This is a genomic window from Flavobacterium sp. Leaf359 (genome assembly GCF_001423985.1).
GTDB lineage: Bacteria > Bacteroidota > Bacteroidia > Flavobacteriales > Flavobacteriaceae > Flavobacterium > Flavobacterium lindanitolerans.
Genome location: NZ_LMPW01000001.1, coordinates 424,264 through 445,295, shown reverse-complemented (window position 1 = coordinate 445,295; position 21,032 = coordinate 424,264). Strand labels below are relative to the sequence as shown.

General features: G+C 40.5%; 19 protein-coding genes. 13 read left to right on the top strand and 6 right to left on the bottom strand.

Annotated features, from left to right (window positions below):
* Positions 1-8: 8 nt before the first annotated feature.
* The 4 genes from ASG38_RS01985 to ASG38_RS01970 all read right to left on the bottom strand — a co-directional run bounded on the left by ASG38_RS01985 (position 9) and on the right by ASG38_RS01970 (position 5,652).
* Positions 9-2,474, bottom strand: a complete 2,466-nt coding sequence (locus tag ASG38_RS01985; RefSeq protein WP_056066380.1) for a ligase-associated DNA damage response DEXH box helicase — start codon at positions 2,472-2,474, stop codon at positions 9-11.
* Between the two features lie 11 nt (positions 2,475-2,485).
* Positions 2,486-4,087: an ATP-dependent DNA ligase gene (locus ASG38_RS01980; RefSeq protein ID WP_056066377.1), complete on the bottom strand. Its 1,602-nt coding sequence runs from the start codon at positions 4,085-4,087 to the stop codon at positions 2,486-2,488.
* A complete protein-coding gene (locus ASG38_RS01975) occupies positions 4,084-5,121 on the bottom strand; it encodes a ligase-associated DNA damage response exonuclease (protein ID WP_056066374.1) in 1,038 nt (345 codons plus the stop codon). The genes ASG38_RS01980 and ASG38_RS01975 overlap by 4 nt, the downstream gene beginning before the upstream one ends.
* 96 nt (positions 5,122-5,217) lie before the next feature.
* Positions 5,218-5,652 carry a helix-turn-helix domain-containing protein gene (locus ASG38_RS01970; RefSeq protein WP_056066371.1) on the bottom strand — a complete coding sequence of 145 codons (435 nt, stop codon included), beginning with the start codon at positions 5,650-5,652 and terminating at the stop codon, positions 5,218-5,220.
* Between the two features lie 95 nt (positions 5,653-5,747).
* Here ASG38_RS01970 and ASG38_RS01965 point away from each other — a divergent pair, with 95 nt between their 5' ends.
* Positions 5,748-6,440 carry a CPBP family intramembrane glutamic endopeptidase gene (locus ASG38_RS01965; protein ID WP_056066368.1) on the top strand — a complete coding sequence of 231 codons (693 nt, stop codon included), beginning with the start codon at positions 5,748-5,750 and terminating at the stop codon, positions 6,438-6,440.
* Between the two features lie 49 nt (positions 6,441-6,489).
* Here the strand turns inward: ASG38_RS01965 and ASG38_RS17315 are convergent, their stop codons facing one another.
* Together ASG38_RS17315 and ASG38_RS01960 are read right to left on the bottom strand one after the other, a co-directional pair.
* Complete coding sequence (locus tag ASG38_RS17315; protein WP_082482128.1) at positions 6,490-6,627, bottom strand: T9SS type A sorting domain-containing protein; 138 nt, start codon at positions 6,625-6,627, stop codon at positions 6,490-6,492.
* A 15-nt stretch (positions 6,628-6,642) separates the two neighbouring features.
* The gene (locus ASG38_RS01960; RefSeq protein ID WP_056066365.1) at positions 6,643-7,392 is read right to left on the bottom strand and encodes a hypothetical protein; all 750 of its coding nucleotides are present in this window, start codon (positions 7,390-7,392) and stop codon (positions 6,643-6,645) included.
* Positions 7,393-7,604: 212 nt separating this feature from the next.
* Here ASG38_RS01960 and ASG38_RS01955 point away from each other — a divergent pair, with 212 nt between their 5' ends.
* The 12 genes from ASG38_RS01955 to ASG38_RS01900 all read left to right on the top strand — a co-directional run bounded on the left by ASG38_RS01955 (position 7,605) and on the right by ASG38_RS01900 (position 20,992).
* A complete protein-coding gene (locus ASG38_RS01955; RefSeq protein WP_056066362.1) occupies positions 7,605-7,973 on the top strand; it encodes a hypothetical protein in 369 nt (122 codons plus the stop codon).
* Complete coding sequence (locus ASG38_RS01950) at positions 7,961-9,430, top strand: PLP-dependent aminotransferase family protein (protein ID WP_056066359.1); 1,470 nt, start codon at positions 7,961-7,963, stop codon at positions 9,428-9,430. Before ASG38_RS01955 ends, ASG38_RS01950 begins: the two co-directional genes overlap by 13 nt.
* A gap of 19 nt (positions 9,431-9,449) precedes the next feature.
* Positions 9,450-9,944 (top strand): GNAT family N-acetyltransferase, encoded by a 495-nt coding sequence (locus tag ASG38_RS01945; protein WP_056066357.1) that lies wholly within the window; start codon positions 9,450-9,452, stop codon positions 9,942-9,944.
* A 500-nt stretch (positions 9,945-10,444) separates the two neighbouring features.
* Complete coding sequence (locus ASG38_RS01940; RefSeq protein ID WP_162239636.1) at positions 10,445-13,576, top strand: T9SS type A sorting domain-containing protein; 3,132 nt, start codon at positions 10,445-10,447, stop codon at positions 13,574-13,576.
* A 195-nt stretch (positions 13,577-13,771) separates the two neighbouring features.
* Positions 13,772-14,134, top strand: coding sequence for a hypothetical protein (locus tag ASG38_RS01935; RefSeq protein WP_235498546.1), 363 nt, complete (start codon positions 13,772-13,774; stop codon positions 14,132-14,134).
* Positions 14,135-14,235: 101 nt separating this feature from the next.
* Positions 14,236-15,057: an MbnP family protein gene (locus ASG38_RS01930; RefSeq protein WP_056066352.1), complete on the top strand. Its 822-nt coding sequence runs from the start codon at positions 14,236-14,238 to the stop codon at positions 15,055-15,057.
* A gap of 105 nt (positions 15,058-15,162) precedes the next feature.
* Positions 15,163-16,206: a cytochrome-c peroxidase gene (locus ASG38_RS01925; protein ID WP_056066349.1), complete on the top strand. Its 1,044-nt coding sequence runs from the start codon at positions 15,163-15,165 to the stop codon at positions 16,204-16,206.
* 10 nt (positions 16,207-16,216) lie between these two features.
* Complete coding sequence (locus ASG38_RS01920; RefSeq protein ID WP_056066346.1) at positions 16,217-17,176, top strand: transporter; 960 nt, start codon at positions 16,217-16,219, stop codon at positions 17,174-17,176.
* A gap of 142 nt (positions 17,177-17,318) precedes the next feature.
* Positions 17,319-18,290: a hypothetical protein gene (locus tag ASG38_RS01915; RefSeq protein ID WP_056066344.1), complete on the top strand. Its 972-nt coding sequence runs from the start codon at positions 17,319-17,321 to the stop codon at positions 18,288-18,290.
* An 18-nt stretch (positions 18,291-18,308) separates the two neighbouring features.
* Positions 18,309-18,950, top strand: coding sequence for an MgtC/SapB family protein (locus ASG38_RS01910; RefSeq protein WP_056066341.1), 642 nt, complete (start codon positions 18,309-18,311; stop codon positions 18,948-18,950).
* Between the two features lie 127 nt (positions 18,951-19,077).
* On the top strand, positions 19,078-19,668 hold the full coding sequence (locus tag ASG38_RS01905) for a TetR/AcrR family transcriptional regulator (protein WP_056066338.1): 591 nt from the start codon (positions 19,078-19,080) through the stop codon (positions 19,666-19,668).
* 37 nt (positions 19,669-19,705) lie between these two features.
* Positions 19,706-20,992 carry an MFS transporter gene (locus tag ASG38_RS01900; protein WP_056066335.1) on the top strand — a complete coding sequence of 429 codons (1,287 nt, stop codon included), beginning with the start codon at positions 19,706-19,708 and terminating at the stop codon, positions 20,990-20,992.
* Positions 20,993-21,032 lie beyond the last annotated feature (40 nt).

Sequence of the window (21,032 nt, the reverse complement as noted above, 5' to 3'; positions counted from 1 at the left end):
TTTATTTCCTAATTGGACTTCATATAACTGGCTGTCATTTTCTTGATACGTTCTGCCAGAGTTTCTGTTGACAATCGTTCCCGCAACCTATCTGTGATGATAGGAAAACTGAAAGGAGTCGGTTTTTCACATTGTTTCCAGACTACCTGCTGGTTTTGAATTCGCTCTAAAGCCATAATCAGACGGCCTTCCTCTAACTGGTGCTCAAAAGTTTCCCTATAGGCCTGCTGTAGCAACAAATTATCCGGTTCATAATCGCGAAATACTTCAAAAATTAATTGCGACCCGCTTTGTAAGTGTTTCGTTTTTATAATCCTGCCGGGATAGCCTGCAAAAACCAATCCTGCTATTACGGCTATATCCCTGAATTTTCTTCTGGCAATTTCAGTAGCATTAAGGCTTTTCTGAAGGTCTTCATGCAAATATTCGGGTGTAAACAAATTGTTGTCAAGTAATTCCCTTACATCTATCTGTTTATCACTCAATAATTCAAAACCATAATCATTATAAGCCAGCGAAAAAGTAATAGGCGTTAGCAGGCTTATCCTGTACGCTATCAGGCTTGCCAAGGCTTCATGCACGAAGCGACCTTCAAACGGATAAAACAGAATATGATGTCCTTCGCGTGTTTTAAAAGTCTCAATCAGAAACTCGTCGGCAGCAGGCACAACAGATTCCTTCTGCTGTTGCTTAAAAACAGGTTTAAGTGCGCGGAGTTCCGGTGAAGCCTTCTCATTGTTTGCGGCATATAATTCGGTTCTTATAAGCTCACCCATTTGTGCAGAAAGTGTCATTCTGCTTCCCATCCAACTGGCATGCTGTGCTTTGGCAGATGGATTGGCCTTACGTACTAAAACCTCCATATTTTTTGTACGATACAGTTCCAATTTCCGACCGGCAAAAATAAACACATCACCCGGATATAACTTTGATACAAACGACTCTTCAATACTGCCGATATAGCCACCGCTCATAAATTTGACACTCATCACAGCATCACCCACTATGGTTCCCATCTGCATGCGATGGCGTAATGCAACGCTTCTGCTGTTTACTTTAAAACGCCCGTCTTCTTCTATTTCAACTTTTTTGTATTCGTCATAGGCCTCAAGGCTCTGACTTCCTTTGGTAATAAAATTAAGTATCCATGCCCATTGCGATTCTGTCATGGCCTGATAACAGAAAGTACTTTTAACTTCTTTATAAATTGCTGAAGGATAAAACCCGTCAGATACCGCCAACGTAACCAGATATTGTACCAAAACATCCCAACTGTTCAAGTAAGGAATCCTATCTTCTACGACGGTTTCCTTTACGGCACGTTTTAAGGCTGAGGCTTCCACCAGCTCAATAGCATGCGTTGCCAGAAAATAAATAACACTTTCTTGTCCGGGGCGATGCCCGCTACGTCCGGCACGTTGCAGAAAACGCGCAACGCTCTTAGGTCCGCCAATTTGGATTACGGTTTCTACCGGAGCAAAATCTACTCCAAGGTCAAGACTTGACGTACAAATCACTGCTTTGAGCTGTTCGTCACGTATGGCCTGCTCTACCCATTGTCTGGTTTCGCGGCTAATGCTTCCGTGATGCATCGCCATTTCGCCTGCAAATTCAGGATATTTTTCCAGCAAAGCCTGAAACCATATTTCGCATTGAGACCTTACATTGGTAAATATGAGGGTTGTCCGGCTGTTTTTGATAATCTTAGCCACCTCATCAATGAGATGCAATCCCATGTGTCCGCGCCACGGATAACTCTCCATTTTATCCGGAATAATGGAGATGACTTTTATTTTTTTCTCAATGTGTGCCCTGACCAATTCCTTATTTTGAAACGCTTCCGATTCAGGTCCCAGCAATACTTCCATGGCCTGTTCCAGATTGCCGATAGTTGCCGATATTCCCCAGATACGGAGCTTTGGCGCTACAGTCTTTAATCTTGAAAGCGCCAGTTCTATTTGCACCCCGCGTTTGCTTCCCAACAATTCATGCCATTCATCAACAATAAAAGCGGTACAATCTTTAAAAACAGCCTCATATCCTTTGGTAGCCAGCATAAGATGCAGGCTTTCCGGTGTCGTTACAAGCAAATCGGGCATTTTGGTTTTCTGCCTGCTTTTTTCTGTAGCAGAAGTATCGCCTGTACGAATGCCTACCGTTAACCCCGTTTGCAAATCGTCTGCAACACGTTCCGCCGCCTGTTTTATTTCAACAGAAAGTGCCCGAAGCGGCGTGACCCATATTGCTTTTAAACCGGGAATATGGCGGGTCTTATATTCAGGATTTTTTTTAATATAATCAAGTACCACCGGCATCCACAATGCATAAGTTTTACCGCTGCCTGTAGGAGCATTCAGCAGTCCGTTTTTTCCCTGCAAAAAGGCAGTCCAGGTCTTTAGTTGAAAAGTATGCGGTGTCCATCCTTTGCCTGAAAACCATGTCTTTGCTATATCAAAAAGTACCTCCCTGTTCATTTTTGCTGTTACTACCGTATCATATTTTTAAGTTCCTGAATCGTATTTGCTTCTTCTATCTTCTTATCAGTACGCCATCTTAAAATACGGGGAAAACGTGTTGCAATTCCACTTTTATGTCTTGATGAAAGTGCAATTCCCTCAAAACCGATTTCAAAAACCAGTGCCGGCGTCACACTCCGTACCGGACCAAAACGCTCCAACGTATTTTTCTTAATGAAATCATCCACCATCCTGAATTCGGCATCTGTCAATCCGGAATACGCCTTGGCAAAAGTAACCAGTTCACGTGAGCCGTCTTCCTTGTCCTGCCATAGTGCAAAAGTATAATCCGTAAACAGGTTTGCCCTTCGTCCGCTTCCTCTCATAGCATAGGTCAGCACCGCGTCAATGGTGAGCGGCTCCAGCTTCCATTTCCACCAATCGCCTTTTTTACGTCCCACCAGATAGGGTGATTTTTTACGTTTCAGCATAAGACCTTCGCTATTCAATTCCCTTGCTTTCATTCTTTCTTTGGTTACGGCCTCCCAGCTTTCCATATCAAAACGCTCCGAAAGTTGCAACGGCAAGCCCAAATCTTTTACGGCATCATAAAGTTCTTCCAACAATTGCCTTCTTTCTTCATACGGATGGTTCCGGATGTCTTTTCCCTGCCATTCCAAAAGGTCATATGCTCTAATAATAACCGGCGTTTTCTGTAGCAATGCTTTAGTAATTGTTTTGCGGCCAATACGCGTTTGCAAGTCTCCAAAAGTTCCAATTCTGCCATCCTTATAGGGTAAGATTTCACCATCAATTACGGTTCCATCCGGCAATACATTCACAAATGCCTGAAATTCGGGATATTTGTCCGTAATCAATTCTTCACCCCGACTCCAGAGATAAACTTCTCCGTATCGGATAATGGTTTGCGACCGGATGCCATCCCATTTATGCTCTATGCTCCAATCACGGACATCACCTAAATTTTCAGGTTCCGATTCGATGGCATAAGCCAGATAAAACGGATAAGGTTTGGATAAATAGTCCTGGCTTTTTTCTTCCAGTATCAGCTTTTGGAAAGTAATTTTTTGAGGATTCCAATCTCCCATCAGCTTATAGGCCAGTACATCTTCATCAATGCCTACTGCTTTGGACAATGCTCTGGTCATTAATTTCTGACTGAGCCCGATACGGAAACTGCCCGTAATTAATTTTGTAAAGACAAAGCGTTCGTAGTAATTGAGCATTAGCCAGTTTTCATGAAGGTATAAGCGTTTTTCAGCTTCGCTTTTACTTTTCAATGCAATCATTTCGCCAACATATTCACTCAGGCTTTTCTCAGAATGCTCTTTGCTATCCGGTATAATCAGGGCAATGGTTTCAGCCAAATCACCTACTATATGATACGATTCTTCAAAAAGCCACAACGGAATGTTTGCCAGCTCTGAAGCCCATAACCGGAGTAAGGTTGTATTGACCGGCCTCGGAGGTCTGCGATGCGACAAGAGCGCAATGGTCCACACCTTATCTGGGTCACTGGCATGCAGGAAATATTCTGTCAATGCCTCCACCTTGACTGAAGTCTTGTTCGAACTATCGAGTGTTTTAATGAGTGCTGCAAAGTTTCTCATAGCTCTTCTTTTTTTTCGGCATCCTTTTCATTTCCAACAGAAATTTCCTCTTCATCGCCTTCGTATTGCGTATTTTCGGTCACTGCATCATATCCTAATTCCCTAAGGTAAGCACTAAAAATATCGCTGTAGCCATGCGTGCAGATTATTCGTTCTGCTCCGGTTGCCTTGACGCTTTCCAGCAATCCCTGCCAATCGCAATGGTCACTAAGCACAAAACCTTTGTCGATTGCCCTGCGTCTTCGGGCTCCGCGAAAGGCCATCCAACCGCTGGCTGCTGCCGTCACATAGGGAGTCATCTTTCGGATCCATACGGTTCCGTGTGCACTGGGCGGCGCCAGTACCATACTACCGGGGAATGCTTCTTTTTTAGTTTCCTGCGTAATCCTGATGGTAGGCGGGAAATCGACTATAGTCCGCAATACTTCCGTCATATTTTCAACGGCACCATGCGTATAAATGGGTCCTATATCCGAATCCAGATATTTGAGCAATCGCTGGGCCTTCCCCAATGTATAGCCAAACAATACAGAAGTCCTTCCCTCTGCCTTGTTCTGTGCCCACCAGGTATTGATGTCCTGCATCACTTCAGCTTGCGGAAGCCATCGGAATGCAGGAAGTCCGAAAGTGTTTTCTGTAATAAGCGTATGGCAACGGATGGCTTCATAGGGAGTAGAAATCCCGTCATCTTCCGTCTTATAGTCGCCGGTAAAAACCCATACTTCCCCTTTGTATTCTACCCTTACCTGCGAACTGCCTATAATGTGTCCGGCTGGATGCAGAGAAAAAGTGACCCCGTTAATTGTAAAGGTTTCACCCCATTCCTTTCCGGTTACAACAATGTCGCCCAAACGGTGCTTTAATATGGGAATATTGTAATGATGTGTGATGTAGTAACGGTGTCCAAACCGCGCGTGGTCAGAATGTCCGTGGGTAATAATTGCATTTTTTACCGGTCGCCACGGGTCGAGATATACATCGGCCTGGGCACAGTAGATTCCTTTATCATTAAATACCAGTAGCTTGTTCTTCATAAGTTACAATTAATAGCCCAATGGCCAGCCTTATAAAGTTACAATCGTAAAAATAATTTTAAAAGAGGTTTCTGAGAAGTTTAACTTTTAAGGAAGCTATTTGCTTTTTCTCCATATGTATAGCAAGAGTACACTATAAATAATAGCCAGAGAACATAGAAATACAAACAATTCAAAATGGGTTTCCGGAAATGTCGCAGAATTCACCAGAAAACTTCCTGATATGATTGCAATAATAAATCCCGTCACATAGGACAGGGCTATCTTCGAGGTTCGCCAGTTAGTAAAACTTCGTTTAGCAAAATCCGTTGTTTGTTTTATGGCTATTGTATGGGTTTCATCAAAACGGATATCCAACTGTTCCTGCAATTTTGCAAGCGTATAGGAACGAGCGTTTACTTCTCCATTTTCTATTCTTTGTATAGACCTTAAGCCTATACCGCTACGTTCCGAAAGCTGGCTTTGTGTCCATCCTTTGGCTATTCGTTGCAATTTTATTGATTCTCCAATTTTGCTTTTATCATAAAACATGCTGACGTCATTTGGACGCCATATCAAAATGGCGTAAGATTATTGAAAAACAAAAATATAAATTTGCCAGGTTATCATCACTTTAATTTGCTTATATGCTGGGATTAATGCTATTGTTACTGTCAACCTTTGGCCTGGGTTATTTTTATTGTAAAAAACCTATTGATGCCATCGGACTTATGCCGAATCGTAACAGAATATTGCTTTTTAGCGGCGGTTTTTTGTTTGTTTCGGTTCTGGTTCTGCTCAATTGTCTTATTGAAAGCAGTATTTTTTCTGCTGAATGGAAGTTGAACGACTCTGTCAATTTCTCTTTATTAGGAAAAGCAATCCAATACTTTTTTATATCCGCTCTCACCGAAGAACTTATCTTTAGGGGCATTCTTCTCTATATTTTAACAGATAAAACAGGCATTCAAAAAGCGGCACTTATTTCTGCTGCTGCATTTGGCATTTATCATTGGTTTTCTTACGGTATGTTTGGAAACGAAATCATTCCTATGCTTTATATATTTTTAATCACCTCACTGGCCGGCTATGTATGGGGAATTGCTTTTGTTAAATCAAAAACCATATTATTGCCATTAGGCCTCCATTTTGGATGGAATCTCATCAGTTCCTTGGTTCAGAAATCACAACCTTATGGCGAAATAATATTCCATCAAGTCTCAAAAGCGGCGCTTTCTGACCTGAACAAATTATTCGCATCTCTTTTTATGGGAATATTCCCAAGCATCCTGATGTATATAGCATTATATCTGATGTTTAGGAAAAAGAAGGTTTTATAAAAAAATCCCTTTGAAATCAAAGGGATTTTCAGATTTTCCATCTTACGGATTATTGTTTTACAAATTTTTTATCAAGAATCTGCCCGTCTTCCATACGAAGTTTTAAAAGGTAAACGCCGGATGACAAATCTCCTATCGGAATTTTATTTTCTTCAATCGTTACGCTTCGTACCAATTGTCCGGTCATAGTGTAAACCTCTCCTTATGTTACTTTATTCTGCGAAGCCACAAACAATCCGTTGGTTGCCGGATTCGGGTACAAAGAAATAGCGCTTTCCAAACCATGTTCCTCAACTCCTAAAACAAGACCATTCAGGACAATTATAGGACGTGTTCTCTTAGCCTGCACTGAAGTAGCTATAGTTCCTCCGGTATAACTCAATGGCGGGTTAAACGGGTCGGCATTATCAGCCGCGGTATCTGTCCGAATCATTAAGGAAGTGATGTTTGTTGTTGCAGGAATCTGGTAAAACAACGTTGTGTTTCCATCATCGCCAGGTTTATTTGCATCTACAGTAATTACAAGATTATCTGTCCCGTTGTATGCAAAAGGAGTACTAAACGTAAATGTAATCGTGGTGCCCGTTTGCGTAAAAGTACCATTTGCCACTACCTGGCTATGTCCGGCAATACTAATCCAATCGGCTCCGGAAGTACCTACCACGGGATTGTATGATGACCTTGTGGTATGTCCTATCCATACGTCAATCATGCCGTTTGTATTAACTAACGAATTGGTATTGTTGACTTTAAAATCAATAGATGTAATGGTTCCCGCCGTACCAATCTCCGAAGCCATATAAATCATCTGTGCCAACGAAGTGGAATAATAAATCGAAATGGGCGTTGAAAGCCCGGCATTACTATCTGTCAATGTTCCGGAACCGATAGTAACCTGTGCAAAAGAAAAAGTGCTTGCTAATAAAGCAAGGAAGGGTAAAGTTTTTCTCATAATTCACTGTTTTTAAGTTAAGTAAAAACAAATATACCAAGTATTTTTAGAAACAATACTACAAAATCCTAAATCACAAACCTTAAATCCTAAATCTAAAATCTGAAATCTAAATTTTCAACCATCTGTACCCATTAAAAAACATATTTCTGTATCTGTAACCAAATCCGAAACCTATCTACCTTTACTCTAACAATTAGACGCGAGAAATCATGGAAACGCCCTTAACACATCAGGAAACACTTCAATTTGCTGAAGTATACCTTTCCGATATAGCACCGCTAAAAACAATTTTCTTTCAGGCGTTCCCAAAAAATCGAGATATTACTCCTGCCTTTGGTGTACCCTTTTTAATAGCCAAAAAAGAAAACAAAACTGTAGCCTTTGCCAGTTTCGTCCTTAATTCAAAAGATGAAATTGATTTTAATATTTATAATAGTGAGCCTGTAATGACTGATGAAGAAAAATTAATCTTCGTATCTTTCGTTACCGACTATATTAAAAAACAGGATAACGGAAACTATCGCAGTCCTGAGCAATTAAAAAACATGATAAACAAAATATTGCAATGGCTCAACTAAATCACAACTTTAACAGTGTAAAAAAAAGAAACCATGCAGAAAAACCCAAGGAAACGCTATACCTGAAGATTGCCAAAATTATTGAAGAGCAGATTCAAAGCGATACTTTGCGTTTGGGAGACAAATTGCCATCGATACGTAGCGCCCAGAAGTTATACAATGTTAGTATCAATACTGCCAAGCAGGCCTATCTGGAACTCGAAAGCCGTTCGCTGATTGAATCACGGCCAAAATCAGGCTATTATGTCAGTAAGACATCGCAACGCAAGCTTGCCCTGCCTACTGTGGCTAAAATTAGCAGTACTGAAAAAGAGAAAACCCCGGAAGACCTGATTGACAAAGTATTCGGTACTATTGCCAAATCTGATTTTACTCAGTTTGCGTTGGGAATTCCGGGAAAAAATTTTCTCCCGTTAGCTAAATTAAATAAAAGCCTCATCAATACTGTTCGTCGTAGAAATGATGGCGGTACTGCTTACGAGCCCGTACAAGGCAACGAGCATCTGCTCCGCGAAGTGGCAAAATGGGCGCTCGTTCTGGAAGGAAAAATAACCGAAGACGACCTTGTCATTACTTCCGGTGCTATGAATGCCATCTACAATGCGCTGATGGCCGTAACCAAACCAGGCGATTCCGTAGCTGTAGAAAGTCCTGTTTATTTCGGATTTCTGCAGGCCATACAATTGCTCGGACTAAAAGCAGTCGAAATTCCTACCCACCCTATTTTTGGCGTAGACCTGGATGCCTTAAAAAAAGTGCTTCCTGACATAGCAGCCTGTTGTTTTGTAACCAATTTTAATAATCCGTTGGGCTTCCAGATGCCTGATGAGAATAAGAAAGAATTGGTACGGCTCATTACAGAATATAATGTTCCGCTAATTGAGGACGATATTTACGGTAATTTGTTCTTTGGTGCAGAACGCCCTAAACCCTGCAAGTTTTATGATGAAGCAGGACTTGTGCTGTGGAGCGGTTCTGTTTCTAAAACGCTGGCTCCCGGTTATCGCGTGGGTTGGATTGCTCCCGGCAAATTCAAAGATAAAATTATACGGCAAAAATTGGTACAGACTGTCTGCAATCCGTCACTTTATTCGGATGTTATTGCCGATTTTTTAGAGCATGGCCGTTATGACCACCATCTTCGCACGTTCCGAAACAAGCTATATGCCAACTACCTGCAGATTCAACGTGCCGTTGAAGCTTATTTCCCGGACAATACCAAAATCTCCCAACCTAAAGGAGGTTTTATGTTATGGCTGGAATTGGACAAACGCATTTGTACCGAAGACCTTTATGATGTAGCCGGAAGCCAGAAGATTAATTTTGCTCCGGGAAGAATGTTCTCCCAATACAACCAATACAATAATTGCATGCGTTTGAATTATGCTCTGGAATGGACTGATCGTGTAGAAAACGACCTGGAAAAATTAGGAAAACTAATAAAGAACAGTATTTAAAATAGATAAAACTCCCTTAATGAATACAAACAAAGAAACAGAAACTATCAGGATTGTCACTTATGAGCCTCAATACCAGGAAGCTTTCAAATCCTTAAATACCGAATGGATTTCAAAGTATTTTGAAATTGAAGCTGCAGATACTATCGCATTAGACCATCCCAAAGAATACATACTTGACAAAGGAGGTGAAATTTTTATAGCCCTTTTGAATGATGAACCTGTAGGCGTTTGTGCTATGATTAAAATGCAGGAAGATTTTGATTATGAAATGGCGAAAATGGCCGTTAGCCCCAAAGCACAGGGAAAAGGCATTGGACTGCTGTTGGGCAGATTTGTGATTGATTGGGCTGCTAAAAACAAAGCTACAACAATCTACCTGGAAAGTAATACGCAACTGGAACCTGCCATTAATCTCTACTACAAGCTGGGATTTAAAGAGATTAAAAGAAAAAATTCCCCTTATAAACGAGCCAATATACAGATGCTCCTGGAACTTGAAAATAAAGAGTAAAATCTTAAATCATAGAATATTTCACATCAAAAACAATTTTTAATATAATAATTTCATCTACAATATTAAAAAAAAAGGGATAATTGTCTAAAAGTAAGTTTGGGCCTCCAGAAATGGCCGAAAAATTTCTCCAATTAGGTAATCTGAAAAAATGGGCTGTCACAAAATGTGACAGCCCATTTTACTTTTTAGCAGATTTAAATTATGAGCGAATGACATTTTTCAGTGCTTTAATATCCATCCAAGAACGCTTCGTAAAAACCAGTTATACTAAATAACAAACCAGTTATACCTTAAAACGACCAGTTACTACTTTGCAATTGATTTAGAATCAACGAATCAGCAAATTTACGCCCATTTATTATCTAATACTCCACACCCTTTCATTTTACGCCTGGTTTCTTCATCAATTCATGATAAGAAAACAAATTACACAAGTTACAAATTCCACTAACCCGATCGTTTTTGTTATCAGAACGTTCACAAAAAACAAACATCAAATGAATAAAATTATTTTTTCTTTGATAGCTTTTATTTTTTTCAGCTATCACACAAATGCACAGGCACCGGCTAATGACGATTGCACTGGTGCGGTTCCACTCAATGTAAATACAGGTCTTTCGTGTACATTAAAAACTTCCGGAACACTTTCTGAAGCTACAAGATCCAATGTGGAAAGTGGCATAAGTGGTTATATTCCCAATAACGACGTATGGTATGTATTTACAGCTACTGCTACCAATCATAAAATCAGCCTGCATAATGTGCAGGGAAGTAATATCCGTCCTTATATTGAGGTTCTTGTTGGAAATTGTGGGCAGCTCACCTCTCTAACCTTCAGTCCTGACTATTCTGTTCCTCTTACGGGATTGGCCATAGGTACGACATTTTATGTCAGAATCTTCACTTTTCGACCTTCTCCAACTACTTTTGATATTTGTATCAGTACGCCTCCTCCTATAACAAATGATGAATGTTCTACTGCCATCGACTTAACCGTAAATCCTGACCTAAACTGCGCATCAGTAACTTCAGGGCATCTTATAGGCGCTACAAGTTCCGGAAGTTTTGAGGATGTTTTACCAAGTGAAGATGTATGGTACTCTTTTACCGCAACAAAGCCAAATCATAGGATAAGCCTACAAAATTATGGCGTTACTGAACCTCCGCTTGGACTTCAGCTTTTCGAAGGAAATTGTGATCAATTGAACAGCAAATTTGTAGGTATCTTTTTTATAAATAACGATTCACGTGATGGTATCAATCTGGTTCCCGGAACTACCTATTATATAAGGGTTTTTAGTGGTCTCAGAGTGCCTATTGCAACGACTTTTGACATCTGTGTCGGAACATTTCCAGTACCCAGTAATGACGAATGTCCTAATGCAATAGCGCTTCCTGTAAATACCGATGAATCCTGTACATTAACTACTTCTGGCGCATTAGGCGGTGCCACGGCTTCAAACGAAAACAGTGATATTTCAGGGATAGCTAATGATATATGGTATAGTTTTACAGCTACCGCCACATCCCATAAAATAGAGTTGTTGAATGCAACCGGTCCGGATCAGGAAGCTGTTCGATTTGAAGTTTTAGAAGGATTTTGCGGACAATTGCGAAGTATTAGCGGTTCTCTGTCCGGGTCTGCAACAATTCCATCACTTACTATAGGAACAACTTATTCTATAAGAGTATTCAATAATCCTCAATATGAAGTGAGGACATCAACTTTTGATATTTGTATAGGAATTCCCTTACCTGCACCAGTCAACGATGATTGCATAAATGCGATTACGCTTGCCATGAATTCTGATTCTTCCTGTACGCTAAAATCAGCCGGAACTATTGCAAATACCACAAATTCCTGGGAAGGGGATAATTCATTGGGTACTCCTGATGATGATGTATGGTATAGCTTTGTAGCAACATCAACTTCACACACAGTTAGTCTTCTGGACATAGTAGGAAATCCCGTTCTGGTTTATGAAATAATGCAAGGAAGCTGTGGAGGTCAATTGCATAGCCTCTATTCCAGCAACAGATCATCCAATAAAATTTCAGGACTTGTGGTTGGAGAAACCTATTATATCAGAGTTTTTAGCAGTTATGAAGGTGTAAACGTCGACACTAGCTTTAACATTTGTGTCGCAGTACCGCCTCCGCCTCCTGCAAATGACAACTGCGAAAATGCTGTAAGTCTTGCAGTCAACCCAAATGCTTCTTGTACGCAAACAGCCTCAGGAACAATAACAGGTGCCACCAATTCACAGGTTGGTAACGGAACCAATACACCAGACGATGACGTGTGGTACATGTTTATTGCCACTGCAACATCACATAAAATAAAACTAATGAATGTAGCAGGAGAACAAACTGACCTTGTGTTGGAAATATTGAATGGTTCATGTGGAAATCAGATGATCTCCATTGGCAGGAGTAATCTATATGAAGATATTGTTTCCGGGTTAACTATAGGAAACACATACTATGTACGGGTATACAGTTCAACAATTGATTCCGTTGGCTCTTCCTCCTTTGTCATCTGCGTCACCACTGAACAGAGGCCTCAAAATGACAATTGTGCCAATGCTATTCCGTTAGCCGTTAATACGGATTTGTCCTGTACCATAAAAGCTACAGGTACTTTAATAAATGCTACTGACGAAACAAATCCAAATAGTCAATTTGCACCGCGTGATGTATGGTATTCTTTTATAGCTACTGCCCCATACCACCAAATTAAAATTAATTCATCTGCTTTTGACTGTGAAGTCTACCAATATGCCGAAGATTGCCAATCCAACAGATTCAGGGTAACGACTCAAACAACCCTCCAGGGTGACAAAATACCACATGGACTCACAATAGGGAATACCTATTTAGTACGAGTACTTAGCTACGGATCAACTACTGATACGTTTGAATTATGCATAGGAACACTTCCTCCCGCACCAATAAATGATAATTGTTCAGGAGCAATAAGTTTGACAATTGCAACCAGTATGGAGGAAGGAATAATCAATTCTACCACTGTAGGAGCTACTGATTTTTATTATTACCCTCTACCAACATGTGCTGTTTATAGTCGTGGAGATGTATGGTTTAAAACAATCATACCTCCAAATGGTGAACTCCATATACAAACCGGTGATCCGGAAAATTCTACAAATTCACCTTTCGACTCTGGTTTGGCCGCCTATTATGGAACTTGCGATGGTGAAATAGAAATGATAGCATGTAATGACAATATATCATCAACAGAAGTAAATTCCAGAATCAGTATCACAAACGGATATCCCGGAGAAGAACTCCTCATTAGAGTATGGGAAATTGGTAATGATGACCAAAAACCTTTTACCATTTCAGCATGGAGCACTTCATTAACAACTCCTGAGTTTAAAACAGATAAATTTAAAACCTATCCAAACCCTGTACAGAATATAGTAAATCTGGCTTATGACCAGATTATTACAGATGTCAGGATTTATAATGCTTTGGGACAAGCTATAGTTTCTAAAGAAATCAATGACAAAAACGGCAGTATTGATTTATCTCAACTACCTGCCGGCCCCTATCTGGTTCAGATAACCAGCAACGGAATCACAAAAAATACTACAATAATAAAACAATAACACACACCATTTTGTATGATTAAAGGGCTGCTGTATGGCAGCCCTTTTTTTGGTATAAGTACATTTCCGGCGAAATTATGTTCTGATAATTTAAAAAGAAAAAAATACAATATCTTTTTGCTTATTTAACAAATAAAAACAAGTAACAGCCTACACTATTTGATTGTGTTTCCGTAAATTTGCGCTGTGAAAAAAATGGCATCCATATTCGCATTGTTTATGCTCCTGAAGCCTGTGCTTCCAGTCATCGAATATGCCATTAATTACGATTACATCGCAACGGTGCTCTGTATTAACAAAGACAAGCCCGAAATGAAATGTAACGGTAAGTGTCATCTGATGAAGGAGCTTGCCAAATCTTCTCAGGACGATAGCGATCAGCCCAAAGAAAAAAGGTTTATGACTTCCGAAAGCCATATCCTGTTTTTTGAGGAAATACTTGATTTCGGACTCGTTCCTGTAAAAAGCCCTTTGGCCAACCAAAGTTCCAACACCTTCTACTCCAATTTGTACAGTCACTTGGATGGCAGGTCTATCTTCCGCCCTCCCGTTTTTTAATTTTTGATATTCCGAAAAGTGCCTGCTTATGGACTTTTCTCTTTTTTCTCCGCAAAAACTTGCGGAGCCAATACTCTTATATCAAATTTTAAAAAAACATCATGAAATCATATCTAAAAAACATCGCAATATGTATTGCATTTACCCTATTTCTAACTTCTTGTTCCAGTGATGACGATAGCAAACCCGTAGAGGGAACTTTTGGCGACGTGGAATTATTTTTTGATAATGGCGTGTCAGGCGATGCACTGACGCTTGGAAATTCCTATACCAATTCTAATGGCGAAACCCTGAAACTGCAACGTTTTAATTATATCGTGAGCAACTTTGTACTCATTAAAGAAGATGGCAGTCAGTTTACCTATCCAAAAGACGACAGCTACTTTATTATCAGCGAAGAAGCCGGAACTTTTACAGTTCACTTAGAAAACGTACCGGTAGGCGATTATAAAAAAATCATATTCGGTATTGGGGTCGACCAGCAACGCTACCTGCAGGGCGAAACTGCACAGCAAAGCTTTTGGGACCTGGCAGCCGCCAATAATATGACCTGGACCTGGTCTACAGGATATCGCTTCATCAATTTTGAGGGAACGTTTACTGCCGCCGGAGGCGATGGTGTTTCCAGAAACTTTATGGTGCATCAGGGAAGCAATACCGCTACCGATAACTATAGAGAAGTTACCCTTAACCTTCCAACCACAGCACGTGTCAGAACAGGAGAAATGCCAAACATCCACCTCAAAAGCGATGCGAATGTTATTCTGGACGGTGATAATAAGATTGCATTACGCCTGAACATGAATCCGGCCGGCACGGCAGCCAGCATTATGGGAGGAGAAAACCTCATCAGTATTGCGGAAAATACTAAAAAGATGTTTACGGTAGACCACGTGCACAATGGTGCCGGAACCCACCACTAATTCACCGTATTTCTAATCTAAAAAAGAGGAATCCGGCCCTAAATAAGTTACAGGGCCGGATAGTCTCCGTATGCTAATCTGGAAACTCCAAGCAAAACTTATACAATGAAAAGAATAGCACTCTTTCTGATACTGCTATCGATATTCTCATGTCAGGATGATGATAGCAATTATACTGAAATCAACCAGCCGCTGGATTTTATTGTCCCGGCAAACTTTCCCGAAACAGCTCAGGACATCAGCCGTAATTTCCCAACACAAAAAGGTTTTGAGCTTGGAAGGAAATTATTTTATGACGGACGGCTTTCGAGAGACGGAACCGTTTCCTGTTCTTTCTGCCATGAACAGTCATCGGCTTTTACGCATCATGGGCACGATTTCAGCCATGGCATTGACAACCTTGCCGGAATCAGGAATGCTCCGGCTGTACAGAACATGGCTTTTCAAAGCGAATATTTTTATGATGGGGCTTCCAACAGTCTGGAAATGCTTTCGATAGTACCCATACACAATCCCGTAGAAATGGATGAAACGCTGGAAAATATTGTGTCCAAACTCAAACAGGACGCTGCCTATGTCAAGCTGTTTGCACAGGCATTCGAAAACAGGGAAGTCAGTTCAGGCAACATGCTTAAGGCATTAGGTCAGTTCATGACGATGATGATTTCCGCCAATTCAAGATATGATAAATTTGTACGCAATGAGCCCGGCGGAACACTCAACAACCAGGAATTACAAGGACGTGCCCTGTTCCAGTCCAATTGTGCCACATGCCACAAAACCGACCTCTTTACAGACAATTCCTTTCGCAACAATGGCCTGCCACCCAATCCTAATCTAAATGATTTGGGCAGGGAAACCGTTACCGGATTTGCCCGCGACCGCTATAAATTTAAAGTCCCGAGCCTCCGGAATGTTGCGCTTACTGCTCCTTACATGCACGATGGCCGTTTTGGTTCGCTGCAATCTGTATTGAATTTTTACTCTAACGGAGTACAAAACACGGAAAACCTCGACCCGTTGCTTCAACAGCATCCAACCTTAGGTATACCGCTCAATCAAACAGAAAAAGAAGCGATTATCGCATTTCTGAAAACACTAACCGATGAAGAGTTTATCCAAAACCCACTCTTCTATTTCCGTACCTAAAATCATAATAATGAAAAAGATATTTTTTATTCTCGCATTATTTGCCCTTTTCGGGCAGACAGCCAGTGCAGGCGCCGAAGAAGATTATATTTACAACCCGTTCCGAAACTACAGCCTGTTTTTTGGAGAAGACTGTGACGCCTGTGGTTGCTCTGCCAATGGCGGAAGCATGGGATTCAGTTCCATGCTGAATAACAATTTTGTGGGCATCCGGTATTTCCATCAAAGTTATAAAAGCCGTGACGGTGTGTTTAATAATTCTCCGTGGATAGATGAAAACTTCAACACCGCCCAGGTATGGGCAAGAATACCTTTGGGAAAGCGTATCGAAGTTATGGGCCTGATTCCTTATCACTTTAACAACCGCGAAAAAGCAACAGGAAAAGAAGATATTAACGGATTAGGCGACATTACCGTAATGGGTTTCTATACACTTTTCGGAACCCGAACCGACAGTGCAACCGTATTTCACAAATTTCAATTAGGTGCGGGCCTAAAAGCGCCTACCGGAAAATATGACAGCGCCAATAACGGCAGCGTAAACCCAAGTTTCCAGTTGGGAACCGGAAGTTGGGATTATATGCTGGCTACAGAATATACTGTTAAGAGAAAGAATCTGGGACTTAATGCTATACTCAACTATATTTTCAAAACTGAAAATGAGAAAAAATATCAGTTTGGCAATCAGTTTAATTATGCGGCTACGCTGTTTTACAACGCTAAAATTGAAAACCTGAATGTAGTACCGCAATTAGGACTTGCCGGAGAAAAATATGAGGAAAATAAAGACCATGGCGAAAAAGTACCACTCACGGCAGGAGACATATTGTTTGGTAAAATGGGCGTAGAAATAGGACTTCAAAAATGGTCGTTAGGACTAAGTACTATGCTGCCTATTAACCAAAACCTGACAGGTGGCAGAGTCGAGGCTAATTACAGATGGTCATTGAACCTGAACTATTCTCTTTAACTATCCAATTCCGGCTGTTGATTTCACTGCACAGACTCAATAGCCGGAATTTAAAAATCCGATAGGGTTCGTTGTCAGATTATTATAGCTTCTTTTTCCAAAAATCTTTATTTTAGCAGTACTATTTGACAATTGGTATAAAATGAGAAATAAGCCCTTACTGATTTGCCTGCTTTTTTTCTTTTGCGCTTCGGCATGGCCACAAGCCACAATAAGCAATTATAAAGTTTTTCTGGCAACAGTCAGTTCCGGTACAAAAAACCTACTTATAATACGGAAATTTGAGCAGTACGGAAAGACCAATTATCTTACTGTCGACCTCAACACTATGGACACGCAAATCCTTAGGGCCGACAAGCTAATAACTACTACTATCAGCTGGCAAAAATTATATTCCGACTATGCCAATACACCTTACATAAAAGCACTAACCTATGCCAAAAAGCAGTCTTTTGCGTTACAGGATGCCGGAATAATTCACGGTTGGCCTGTAGAAAAAGGCATAAACCTGACTGTCGATTTATGCCCGTCTCACAAACCTCTTGACAGGACCATCTTTACGTCATTGATATCTGAATTCGGAAAAATTGAAAAGCCGGTACCAATTGCACTTTCTATCACAGGACGATTTATGCTCGACCATACCAACGATATGGAATGGCTCAGTAGTTTGGAAGCCAAGGGCGATATTGATATTACCTGGATAAACCATACCTACAACCATTATTATGAGCCAAAAATGCCCCTGACAGAAAACTTTCTTCTGAAACCGGGCACCAATATTGATTTTGAAGTTTTACAAACTGAAATTGCGCTCCTGGAACGTCAGCTATTGCCATCGGTCTTTTTTAGATTTCCGGGACTTGTTTCAGACAACAGCGTTAGCAGTAACATTATCAATTACGGGTTGATTCCTATTGGCAGCGATGCCTGGCTGGCTAAAGGACAGAAAGCTAATGCGGGAAGCATCGTTCTTATTCACGGAAACGGGAACGAACCTGTGGGAGTAAATGATTTTATCAAACTGCTTCAATCAGAAAAACAAAAAGTGTTAGACAAACAATGGCTATTGTATGACCTGAAAGAAAGTATAAGCGAAGAGTTTAAAGAATAACCCCTAACAAGAAATACAATGTCAGTAGATTTTGAAATAATAATACGATTCCTGCTCGCCATCTTATGGGGTGGTCTTGTGGGTGCCGAAAGAGAATACAAAGGAAAACCTGCGGGATTCCGGACTACTATCATGATTTCTTTCGGAGCCTGTTTCTTTACAATAATGTCGATTGCCATTGGAGGCGACAGCAGTCCTGACAGGATAGCTTCTAATATTGTAACCGGATTGGGATTTTTATGTGCCGGAGTCATTTTCAAATCAGACAACCATATTAACGGAATAACCACAGCAGCCACCGTTTGGGCTGTTGCAGCTGTAGGAATGGGAATTGGAGGAGGTTATTATTTCGCTTCTGCAAGCGGCAGCATTCTCATATTATTTATCTTGTTGATACTTCCCTATTTTCAAAAAATCATCGATAAGAAAAATCAGTTAAGGGTACTTACCATTGAATACCGGCAAAACTCCGGGGCTCTTGAACTATGCGAAAACCTGATGAAACAGCACAGGATACGCTATCAGATGGTAAAGCAAATCAGGGAAAAGGAAAATATGACCGCCGTTTGGGAAATACATGGAAATCAGACCCATTTCATATCATTTAACAACAGGATTATGGCTGAGCCTTCCATTGACCGGGTTGAAACATTGCGCTAAAATACCCATCTGAAACCGACTTTTGAAAAATGTTTTTTAAAGAACAGCAAAAATATTTCTTCAATAATTTTTTAAAAAATTCTACATTGTTTTTATAAATGAATGAATATTCATTTATATTTGCACCATGAGAATGAGAGATGCAGACAAGATTAGTCTTGTAAGGCAAAAAGCAATTGAATTAATTGCGACACATGGCCTGGAAGGTTTTAGCATGAACAAGCTTGCCAAAGCCTGCGGTATTTCTGTGGCCACACTTTACATTTATTATAAGGACCGGGATGACCTTATCCTGAAAATTGCAGTAGAAGAAGGAAACATAATGGGGGCTGCCATGATTGTTGGATTTGACCCTGAAATGTCGCTCGAAGAAGGCTTGCGTAAGCAATGGGAAAACCGTTGCAACTATTCTATGAAAAATCCTAAGACATCACTTTTTTTTGAACAGCTTCGTAGCTCGTCCTATCAGGAAGAATTTCTCGCCTCGTTCCTCAAAGAATTCAAGTCTGTTGTAGGCAAGTTCATGCATAATATCATCGAAAGAGGAGAAATTGAAAAAATGCCTTTTGAAGTATATTGGTCCATAGCTTTTGCTCCACTCTACAATCTCATCCGCTTTCATAACGAAGGAAAAAGCAAAGGAGGGAGACCTTTTAAGCTTACTGACGAAGTATTATGGCTGACCTTCGACTTTGTAATAAAAGCATTGAAAAAATAATTCATACGCTAATTAAAATCATCAATTCATCAAAAATATGGACAAACAACAATCCTTGTCTTTTACGGGTTATCAAAAATTCGTAATCTTTATATTGGCCATAACACAGTTTACGGTCATACTGGATTTTATGGTCATGTCGCCTTTGGGTGATATGCTTATGAAATCACTTGATTTAAAACCTTCGGCTTTTGGCGTTGCCGTTTCAGCCTATGCGTTTAGTGCCGGAGTATCCGGATTGCTAACGGCCGGTTTTGCAGACAAATTTGACAGAAAGAAGTTATTACTGTTCTTTTACATCGGTTTTATTATCGGAACTATTTTTTGCGGACTCGCAGAAAATTACACGATGCTGGTTGCCGCACGAATCTTTACCGGACTCTTTGGCGGTGTTATCGGTTCCATATCCATGGCTATTATTACTGATATATTTGCTTTGCAACAACGTGGTCGCGTCATGGGATTCATCCAGATGGGATTTGGAGCCAGCCAGGTTTTAGGGGTACCTATCGGTATCTATATTGCTACATTGTGGAAATGGGAAGCTCCGTTCTGGATGATTGCTGCTTTCAGTGTTCTCATAGCCATTGCCATTGCTGTCTATTTAAAACCATTAACAGCCCACCTGTCCTTACAGCACGATAAGTCCGCCTTTGTTCACTTATGGCATACGGTTTCAAAACGCGATTACCGCATTGCTTTCACATCAACAGCCCTGCTTTCAATAGGTGGATTTATGATGATGCCGTTTGGGAGTGCCTTTGCGGTTAACAATCTTGGGGTTAATTATAATCAACTTACCATGTTGCTAATGGTTTCGGGTATCAGTTCGCTGGTTGTCATGCCAATAATAGGAAAACTAAGTGACAAAATAAACAAGTACACTTTATTTGCAGGAGCATCGGTATGGATGATGATTATATGTGTAGTTTATACTAATCTTAGTGTTACGCCCTTGCCAATTGTTATGGTATTGAATATCATGATGATGATGGGCATTATGAGCCGTATGATTCCATCTTCGGCTTTGACAAGTGCTGTTCCTGATATGGCAGACCGTGGCGCTTTTATGAGTATCAACTCCTCACTACAGCAAATTGCGGGAGGAATTGCCGCTGCAGTAGCCGGTATGATTGTTACGCAGGAAAGCAAAGGAAGTCCATTAGTAAATTACAATATTGTAGGATATGTAATTGTCTGTATCTCTATTATCAGTATTATCCTGATGTGGCGTGTCTACAAGCTGACAATTAAAAAAACACAGTATACTCAGGTAACAACGTCACAAGATGAAGCACCGCAAAACTTAAATGAAGTGCTTTAAAAAAGAAAAAGCGAAAAGAATATCTTTTCGCTTTTTTTAT